We start from the raw sequence: 8,928 nt of genomic DNA, 5'->3' as shown, positions 1-8,928 counted from the left end.
CAGGTACACCTGGCCGCCTTGTGGCGTAGTGATGTGGCCCTGGTTCTCCACCTTGCCCGCTACGCCGTCAGCCTTGAAGTTGTTTTTCCCTGCCAGGAAATCGGCATTGGAAATGTTCAGGCTCGACGCCACCAGCCCATTCACATCGATGCGCGAATCCTTGCCGAACAGGACGCCGTTCGGATTGATCAGGAATACCTTGCCGTTCGATTGCAGCGAACCGAGGATCTGGCTGGGGTCCTGGCCCGTGATGCGGTTCAGGACTTTGCTGTCCGCGTTCTGCTGGATGAAGCGCGTAATCTCGTTCTGGCCGACCGAGAAGCTCTGCCAGTTGATGATGGTATTCGGCGTGTTCGTAATCGAGAACACATTGCCTTGTTGGCTGAACGCCGCCTGGCCTGCCACGACCTGCGGCGCTACCGGATTCGCGTGGGCCGAGCCGAAGCAGGCCGCGATCGTCGCCACGAGCAGCTTGCGCTGCAGTTTGTATTGATCTTGTCGGTTCATGGTGGTTGCCTCAATAAGAAAGGCCGAGACGCACGTGCACGCGGTCCTCGCCATCGCGCCCGGTGGCGCCGGCGTGGGTCACATGACCGTAGTCCAGTTGCAGATTAACGTTGGTCGACAGCAGGACACGCAGGCCCAGGCCGGCGCTGGCGATATTGGTGCTCTCCAGCTCACCCGCTTGCGCATGGCGGCGCTTGATCCAGGCCGCGTCGTAGAAAGCCAGCGCGCGGCACTGCCAGTTGCCGCCGCAGACGTTGGGGGTGTACAGCTCCAGATTGCTGCCCGCGCCCACATCGCTGGAAATCTCACGCTCGTTGAAGCCGCGCACCGACGATGCACCACCCGCGCCGAACTGCTCGCCCGGAATCAGCGCATCGCTGGTCAGCTGGCCGTTGACGATGGCGCGCGCCTGCCAGTCCGCCGGCAGCACGCGGGTGTAGCTGCCGCCCAGGCGCAGGATGGTGTAGCTGTCTTTCGCGCCCACGCGGGCACGGGTGAAGTCTTCCTGGCCGCCGCGCGAACCGCCGGGGATATTACGCAGCAAGGTCGCCTGGAAGCCCGTTTCGCTGTTCGGCTGGGTCCAGCTGCCCATATAGCTCACGCTGATGGGATGCACCGTCACGTTATTACCCAGCTCCTGATCCAGCAGCACTACGCTGTTCTTGAAGGCCTTGTAGTCGATGCCGTACTGCAGCTTGGATTCGTAGTTGCCGCGCTTGGCCAGGCTTTGTGTGTAGCGCGCGCCATAGACGGCGCCCTTGCCGCTCACGGCCAGATTGAACACGCCCGCCGTCACGGTGCCGGAATCGATATTCGAGTAGCTGGCGAAGAAGTCCAGCGAATCGCCCAGGGCGTACAGCGGAATGTGGTAGCCCGCTGCATACACCTTCACGCGGCTCGGCTCTTGCGCCGACGTGGTGTACTGCAGGCTGGCCACGTGGTCCAGGCCAAACAGGTTCGCGTTCTGCAGCACGACGCCAACGTGGGTGCGGCCGGTCTGCGCGGTACCGGTATTGTCGGCATTGAGCATGGCCTTCCATGGGTTCTCATCGCTCACATCGAGCGCCGCATCCACCTCGTCATCCTGTTCGCTGCTTTGCAGCTTCATGGTGACTTTTTTGGACGGGTTCTCGTTGGCCAGTTTCAGCTCGTTGGAGATGCGGTTCAGATTGGGCGTCTTGCCACCCTCCAGGTCCGGCAGGCTGCGGCGGATATTGGCTTCGTCGAAATAGCGGTTGTTCTTGACGGTGACGCGGCCGATCCTGGTCTGCACCACTTTCAGGCGCACCACGCCGCGGTCCAGTTCCTGTTCCGGCAGTTCGACCTTGACCACACTGTAGCCCGCCTCGCGATATGCGGCTTCCAGCGCTTCCAGCGCGCGCTGCACGTCGCCGAAGTCGCGGTTCTTGCCTGCGTAAGCGGCGACAACGCGATCCACCTCTGCGGGCGGCAGCAGCGTGTTGCCCTGCACCTCAAAGCGGCTGATATCGAAACGAATCACATCCTCCGCCAAAGCGGCGGACGCAAATAGGGACGTGGCAAGCAAGGCGGCCAGGCGGTATTTCATAAATGGAGTATTGTTGTTAGATGGGAAACGGCACCCTGCATTATCCCGCATTTATGCAGGGAAACTTTCGATTAACTAATGCAAGTCGGAAATTTTATTCCGAAAAGACACAATTTTCGAGCAAAAATTAACGCTCGTTCGTGCGGAAATGCGGGTTTGCGGGACTTAGAAGTTGTAGCCGAGGCGCAGACTGACCCGGGCGCGGGCATCGTCCGGCATCTGGCTGTTGCGGGTGACGCGGCCGGCGTCGAGTTGAAGATTCATGTTTCGTCTGACTTGCATGCGCATGCCGATGCCGACGCTGCCGATCGATCCGCTACGCAGGGTGCCGCCGTAATCGCGGTTGTAGCGGATGTAATTACGGTCGTAGAACATGATCGCCCGGCAGGTGTACAGCCAGGCGGCGCAGAGATTGGGCGTGTGCAGCTCAACGCTCTGTGCAAAGCCGCCGTCGCGCAAATAGTCGCGCTTGGTCATCAAAGCGAGGCTGGTCGAAGCGGCGGGCGCCAGGATTTCCTGCTGGGTCAGGTTGTCCGTCCCGTACTGCGTGCTGACGCTGGCACTGACCAGCCAGTCGCGCGGCAGCGATTGAGTCAGTGTGGCGGCCAGGCGCAGGGTGATATTGCTAGTGGGCGGACCGGGAAAATCGGCGGACGAACGCTGGTAGGCGGCGATGTCGAAAGTAAGGGGGGAAGCAGGCGCTGAAGGGCTCGTCCGCGGTTTGGGTGTGTCCGAGTACGGCTGTGCTGCCGCAACGGTTCCGAAGGCCGACGCAAACGCGATCCCGGCCACGATCGATACGCCACAGGACTTCATTTCAGCTCTCCCGGCAATGCAACTTGCCTAGATTCAGAGCAACTCTCGTTACTTTCAGTATAGTGTGAGTTCGCTGAAAGGATAGGATTATTGTACGCCCGCTGAGGCTTGCAAAGTTGAGTGCTTCCTATTTTGTTTCGAAGGTWGTGACGCCGTCCCAACGCTCGCCGGGCGGGTGTTCACGATAGAACGCGACGCGCTTGACATACAGCGCATACAGGAGGCGGTTTTGGCGCGCCTGTAGCTCAGCCAGCGCCGCGTCCGCCTCGTCCCAGCACTGGGCGCGCACATGCGCCAGCGCTGCATGCCAGTCGCGCAGTTCATCGCGCGTGGCCGCGTCCATCTCGCTATCCAGTCCGACCGGTTCGAAAATGGCCACCGGTTCGTTCTTTCCCTTCACGCGCACCAGATCCAGTTCGCGCCAGGCGAATTCCGGCGCTGCTGAGCGCGTCGCTTCGCCGGCAGTAATGCCCACGCCGTAGACCTTGGTAATGCCCTCCAGGCGCGAGGCCAGGTTCACCGCGTCGCCCATCACCGTGTAAGCGCGGCRGATGCTGGARCCCATATCGCCCACATGCATCAGGCCGGAGTTCAGGCCGATGCCGATCTTCAGTTCAGGCCAGCCGCGCTTGATGAAGTCTTCATTCAGCCGCGCCGCGCTCTGCTGCATTTTCAGCGCCGTCGCCACACCGCGGCTGGCATGGTCCGTGAAAGCAACTGGCGCGCCCCAGAAGGCCATCACGGCGTCGCCGATGTATTTGTCGAGCGTGCCGCGGTGGCTGTCGCGGATATCTTCCGACATCGCCGTCAGATAGAGATTGATGTACTCACGCAGCTGCTTCGGCGTCAGGCCTTCGGAGATGGTGGTGAAGCCGCGCACGTCCACGAACATCACGGTCAGTTCGCGGCTCTCGCCATCCATATTGTATTTTTCCGGGTCCTCGGCCATTTCGGCCACCAGCTCCGGCGCCACGTATTCGCCGAAGCGCGACACCAGTGCCCTGCCCCGCCGCACCTCGAAGAAGTAACCCCAGGCCAGGTTGAAGATGAAGAGGCCCAGCACCAGCAGCAGGATGGTCGCCAGCTTCAGCACTGCATCGTAGTGATTGTAGAAGTAGAGATTGACAGCGCCCGCGCCCATCGCGGCAGCCACCGACAGCAGGATCGACCAGGCCGGCGCCATCACCGGCAGCGCCAGCGTCAACGCGATGCCCAGTACCAGCACCTGGATCACTTCCAGCGCTGTCGCCACATCCGGCCTTGCCTTGAAACTCTGGTCGAGGATGGACTTGATCAGGTTCGCATGGATCTCCACTCCGGGATATTCCGCATTCACCGGCGTGGCCCGCAAATCATTCAGGCCCGGCGCCGTGGTGCCGACAAGGACAATCGTCCCTTCCAGCAGCTTCGGATCGGCACGTCCCTTCAGCACATCGACGGCGGACACGTACCTGAAGGCCCCGCCCTGCGGCCCACCGCGTCCACGGAATTCGACTACGGCTGTCAGGCCTTCCCCGACAGGAATGCGCACGCTGCCCTCCGGATGGAACAGGGCGATCGCATCCAGCCCGCCGCTTTTGCGCTGCGCCTCGCTCAGCGTGTCGACCGTGCCTTCCCACAGCGGCGCAATGGCGCGCGCACGCAGGGCCGTGGCGACCGTGGCCAGGGACAGCGTCGGATAGTAGCCATCGCCGATGCGCTGCAGCAGCGCCGAGCTGCGCACCACGCCGTCCGCATCCGGCAGCGCGGTAAAGATGCCCGCGCCTTGTGCCGCCTGCTGCAGACGCGGGATGTTCGCTTCATAGCCGTCGATGCGGTAAGCGTCCAGCGTGCGGCCATTCAGCGAATCGACCGTGAACGCAGGCTTGGGCAACACGCCCTTGCGCTGAGCGCCGGACACGCTATAACCCAGCACCACCGGCTGCCCTTCCATCGCCTTGGCGAACAGGCCGTCGTAATCCATCTGCGGTTCGAGCTGGTCCAGCTGATGCTGCAGGCCCGGCACATCTTTCAGCTCGCGCTGCGACAGGCGTTGCAGCACATTGAAACCGGAACTGGTGTCCGGCTCGGGGAAGGAAATGTCGAAGCCCACCGCCGCCGCCTGGTAGTGCTGCGTGAGCTGCTGCACCAGTTGCGCCAGCTTGTCGCGGCTCCAGGGGAAACGCCCCACTTCGGCCAGGCTGCGTTCATCGATATCGACAATCACGATGCGCGGATCGATTTCCGGCTTGTCCAGCCGCATGCGCAAGCCGGAGAAAAAGGTGTCCATGCGCTCGATGGACTCGGAATGCAGCTGCCCCGCCAGTTGCAGCGCGGCGAGGCCCGTCAGCACAAGGCCGATCAGCCAGCGCGCGCCGTGGCGGGCAAGCAGCTTGCGCATCAAGGCGTGTAGCCCGGAATACGCGACTCGTCGATCTCGTCGATCTGGCGTGGGTCCATATGCTTGCGCGCGAATTCCAGATAGACCTTCTTGCGGATAAAGATATCGAACAGGTCGGGATCGATATGGCCGTTCAGGCTGAATTTACCGAGGATGTCGAGCGACTCGGACAGCATCTTGCCCTTCTTGTACGGGCGGTCGCGCGCGGTCAGCGCTTCAAAGATATCGGCGATCGCCATCACGCGCGCCGGCACCGACATCTCTTCCTTGCGCAAGCCTTTCGGATAGCCCTTGCCATCCATGCGTTCGTGGTGGCCGCCCGCATATTCCGGCACGTTCTGCAGATGCTTGGGCCACGGCAGCGATTCCAGCATGCGCACCGTCATCACGATGTGGTTGTTGATGATCTTGCGCTCATCGTCGGTCAGGGTGCCGAAGCGGATGGTCAGGTTGCTCACTTCCTCCTCGCTGAGGAAGGGCTGCTCCGCGCCGTCCGGATTCACCCAGCGCCGCGCCGCGATCTGATGCACGCGCTGCTGGTCTTCCGGCTTCATGCCCTCGCCGCCAATATTCGCCTGGCGCAGGAAGTCGCGCTCCTCGCGCAGTGTGGCCAGTTCCTTTTCCAGCCGGTCGCGGATAGCCGCAGGGTCACCGCCATCCAGCTGATTGCGCAGCGCGCGGATTTCGGCGTCGCGCATCAGCACTTCGTAGCGGGTGTCGATCAGGCCGATGCGGTCATAAATGGTTTGCAGCTTGGTGGCCTTGTCGACCACGTGAACCGGCGTGGTGATCTTGCCGCAATCGTGCAGCAGACCGGCCAGCCACAGTTCCTTGCGGTCGCCGTCCGTCATGCTGAAACCGGCCAGCGGACCTTCTTCCGTCAAGTGCACCGCTTCCGCCAGCATCATGGTCAGAATCGGCACAAACTGGCAATGCCGCCCGGTGTAAGGGGATTTTTCGTCGATGCCGATGTTGATCAGATTGACCAGGGCTTCCAGCAGTTCTTCCAGCTGGGCGATCAGGCGCTGATTGGTCAGCGCCACGTCGGCCTGGGCGGCCAGCGCTTCGATGAAACGCTGATCGGTCGGCGTGAAGGCGATGATGTCGCCCGTCGCCGGATTTTTCGCGTTCACCAGCTGCAGCACCCCAAGCAGCTCGCCTTCGTGGTCGTGCATCGGCACCGTCAGGAAGGACTGCGAGTGGTAGTGGAATTGCTCGTCGAACTTGCGCATGCCGAAGAAATTGAACTCGCTGGACTCATACACGTCCTCGATATTCACCGACTTGCCGGCGTTGGCCGAGTAAGCGGCCACTGACTCCATATTCTTGTCGCCGTCCTCCCGCAGCAGAGGCACGGGCGGAATATCGATGGCATGCCCGCCGCTGCCGCCCAGCCGGATTTTCAGGCTGTCATTGACGCTGATATGGAAGCACAGGGCGCTGCGGTCGTCGCTGGGCCGGTACAGGGTGCCGCCATCCGCATGGGTCATGCCCTTCGCCACAAGCAGGATGCGCTCCAGCAGCAGATCGATGTCGCGCACATCGCCCAGGGCGACGCTCAGTTCCGTCAGCTGTTCCAGCCGCTGGGTGATTTGGGTCAGAGTCAGGTGTTCCATGGCCGAAAGTGTATCTCCTGAGCAAACGGTTGTATATTGCAACGCCCGCAAATGTGGAAAATCGGTCCGGAACCTGTGAAAAAACGCTATCATCGCAGGGATTTAGTTGCACTTGCTACATCAATCACTACCATTAGCAGCAAGGCAATACGAGAGCGAATACTAGGGACTTTGATCGATGAAATTCAAATTCTGGGGGGTGCGTGGTTCCATCCCCTCGCCGGGCCCGCGCACGGTGCGTTACGGCGGCAATACCACCTGCATCGAAGTGCGCACCGATGACGACACCCTGATTGTCATCGACGGCGGTACCGGCATTTTCCCCTTGGCGCAATCCCTGGTCGCCTCGGGCAAACGTCCTATCGAAGCGAATATTTTCATCACCCACAGCCATTGGGACCATATCCATGGTCTGCCCTTCTTTTCGCCGCTGTTCATCAAGGGCAGCCGCGTGCGCCTGCACGGCGCCACCGATCCGGACACCGGCAAAGGCGTGGAACATGTGATGGGCGTGCAACTGCAGAACAGCTACTTCCCCGTCAGCGAAACCCAGATGGACGCCACCATCGAATACCGCACTCTGACCGTGGGCGAGCCGGTACCGGTGAGCGACGCGCTGGTCAGCAATGTGGTGATGAGCCATCCGGTCACCGACCTGGGCTACCGCATCGATTGCAATGGCAAGTCCATGTTCTTTTCTGGCGACCACGAGCCCCTGTTCAATATCTATCCGGCGGATCACCCCGAGCATGCCGTGTTCCAGCAACATGTGGAACAGCGCACCTCGGCCATCGATGAACTGATCCGCGGCGTGGACGTGCTGGTAATGGACTGCTCCTACACGCGCGAGGAGTATCCTTCCAAAGTCGGCTGGGGCCACGGCACGTTCGACTCCGCACTGGCCATTGCCCTGCGCGCCGGCGCAAAAAAGCTTTACTGCACTCATCACGAACCTACCCGCAGCGACGACGAGCTGGAAGCCGTGTTCGCGGAAGTGATGGCGCGCTACCAATCCCAGCTCAACGGACTCCAGGTTTTCCTGGCTTATGAAGGACTGGAAGTAGTTCTGTAAAAGCAAAATGAGCGACGCCGATCTCGACACTCCCGAAACTCCACTGCGTAGTGAAACCGCACAGCGCCTGGCTTTCTTCCGCAAGCTGCAGGCCGTAACGACCAAGATCCACGCCACCAGCAATATCGACGAAATCATGCTCGACCTGGGCATGGAATTCTGCGACCTGCTGAATTGCGACCGCTTCACGCTGTACGCGATGGATTACGAAAAGGACTACATCGTCTCCAAGGTGAAGACGGGCCTGACCACCTTCCGTGATCTGAAGCTGGCCGTTACGCCCAGCAGCATTGCGGGCTTTGTCGCCCTCACCCACCAGACGCTGAATATCGCCGACGTCTACGACACGGCGGAACTGAAGCGCATCTCGCCGGATCTGCACTTCCAGCAGGGTGTGGATCAGCGCACCGGCTACCGTACCCGCGAAATGCTGGTGGCGCCGCTGATCGCGGAATCCAGCAATGAGCTGCTGGGCGTGGTCCAGTTCATCAACCACCGCGGCGGCGGTCCTTTCCCGCAACTGGCGGCGGAAGGCGTGCGCGAGCTGTGCGAAACACTGTCGGTGGCGCTGTGCCAGCGCCTGAAGCCGGCGGCGCAGGTGCGCACGCGCTACGACGGCCTGGTGACCGATGCCGTACTGGCGGGGCCGGAGCTGGAACTGGCGGTGCGATCCGCGCGCAAGAAGGATATGCGCGTGGAAGACGTGCTGCTGGACGAGTTCAGCGTCAAGCTGCCCGCCATCGGCGCTTCGCTGGCGCGCTTCTATCACGTGCCGTATGAGCCCTACAAAGGCGATCGCGTCAAACCAATCGATCTGCTGAAGAACCTCAAGCGCCAGTACATTGAGGAATCCGGCTGGCTGCCGCTGGACGAGAACAAGGACGGCCTGCACGTGATGACGATCGATCCCGAGCGCATCATGCAGACCCGCATCGTCAACCAGATCTTCCCACGGTCGAAAGTGGTGTAC

General features: G+C 61.5%; 7 protein-coding genes. 2 read left to right on the top strand and 5 right to left on the bottom strand.

The features are described 5' to 3' along the window. The 5 genes from AB4Z11_RS13870 to AB4Z11_RS13850 form a co-directional block, all read right to left on the bottom strand. Nucleotides 1-507 (bottom strand): two-partner secretion domain-containing protein (locus AB4Z11_RS13870; RefSeq protein ID WP_442025833.1); only part of this gene is annotated, 507 nt, incomplete at its 3' end. A gap of 10 nt (nucleotides 508-517) precedes the next feature. Continuing rightward, entirely contained in the window at nucleotides 518-2,074 is a 1,557-nt protein-coding gene (locus tag AB4Z11_RS13865; RefSeq protein ID WP_442025832.1) for a ShlB/FhaC/HecB family hemolysin secretion/activation protein, read from the bottom strand. A gap of 165 nt (nucleotides 2,075-2,239) precedes the next feature. Beyond that, on the bottom strand, nucleotides 2,240-2,890 hold the full coding sequence (locus tag AB4Z11_RS13860) for a hypothetical protein (protein WP_442025831.1): 651 nt from the start codon (nucleotides 2,888-2,890) through the stop codon (nucleotides 2,240-2,242). A gap of 127 nt (nucleotides 2,891-3,017) precedes the next feature. Further along, nucleotides 3,018-5,270, bottom strand: coding sequence for a CHASE2 domain-containing protein (locus tag AB4Z11_RS13855; protein WP_442025830.1), 2,253 nt, complete (start codon nucleotides 5,268-5,270; stop codon nucleotides 3,018-3,020). Then, nucleotides 5,270-6,886 carry an HD domain-containing phosphohydrolase gene (locus AB4Z11_RS13850; protein ID WP_442025829.1) on the bottom strand — a complete coding sequence of 539 codons (1,617 nt, stop codon included), beginning with the start codon at nucleotides 6,884-6,886 and terminating at the stop codon, nucleotides 5,270-5,272. The genes AB4Z11_RS13855 and AB4Z11_RS13850 overlap by 1 nt, the downstream gene beginning before the upstream one ends. 178 nt (nucleotides 6,887-7,064) lie before the next feature. On the opposite strand from AB4Z11_RS13850, the gene AB4Z11_RS13845 reads away from it, so the two are divergent. Continuing rightward, nucleotides 7,065-7,958, top strand: a complete 894-nt coding sequence (locus AB4Z11_RS13845) for an MBL fold metallo-hydrolase (RefSeq protein ID WP_442025828.1) — start codon at nucleotides 7,065-7,067, stop codon at nucleotides 7,956-7,958. A 7-nt stretch (nucleotides 7,959-7,965) separates the two neighbouring features. Then, nucleotides 7,966-8,928: GAF domain-containing protein (locus AB4Z11_RS13840; protein ID WP_442025827.1), on the top strand; the 963-nt coding region annotated here is incomplete at its 3' end.

This window comes from Pseudoduganella sp. RAF53_2, from assembly GCF_052113985.1.
Taxonomy (GTDB): Bacteria; Pseudomonadota; Gammaproteobacteria; order Burkholderiales; family Burkholderiaceae_D; genus Rugamonas.
This window is presented reverse-complemented; position numbering and strand designations above follow the sequence as displayed.

Excerpts from the sequence above, each read along its gene's own strand:
- AB4Z11_RS13860 (WP_442025831.1), bottom strand. The coding sequence starts at position 2,890 with ATGAAGTCCTGTGGCGTATCGATCGTGGCCGGGATCGCGTTTGCGTCG.
- AB4Z11_RS13850 (WP_442025829.1), bottom strand. The coding sequence starts at position 6,886 with ATGGAACACCTGACTCTGACCCAAATCACCCAGCGGCTGGAACAGCTG.
- AB4Z11_RS13865 (WP_442025832.1), bottom strand. The coding sequence starts at position 2,074 with ATGAAATACCGCCTGGCCGCCTTGCTTGCCACGTCCCTATTTGCGTCC.
- AB4Z11_RS13845 (WP_442025828.1), top strand. The coding sequence starts at position 7,065 with ATGAAATTCAAATTCTGGGGGGTGCGTGGTTCCATCCCCTCGCCGGGC.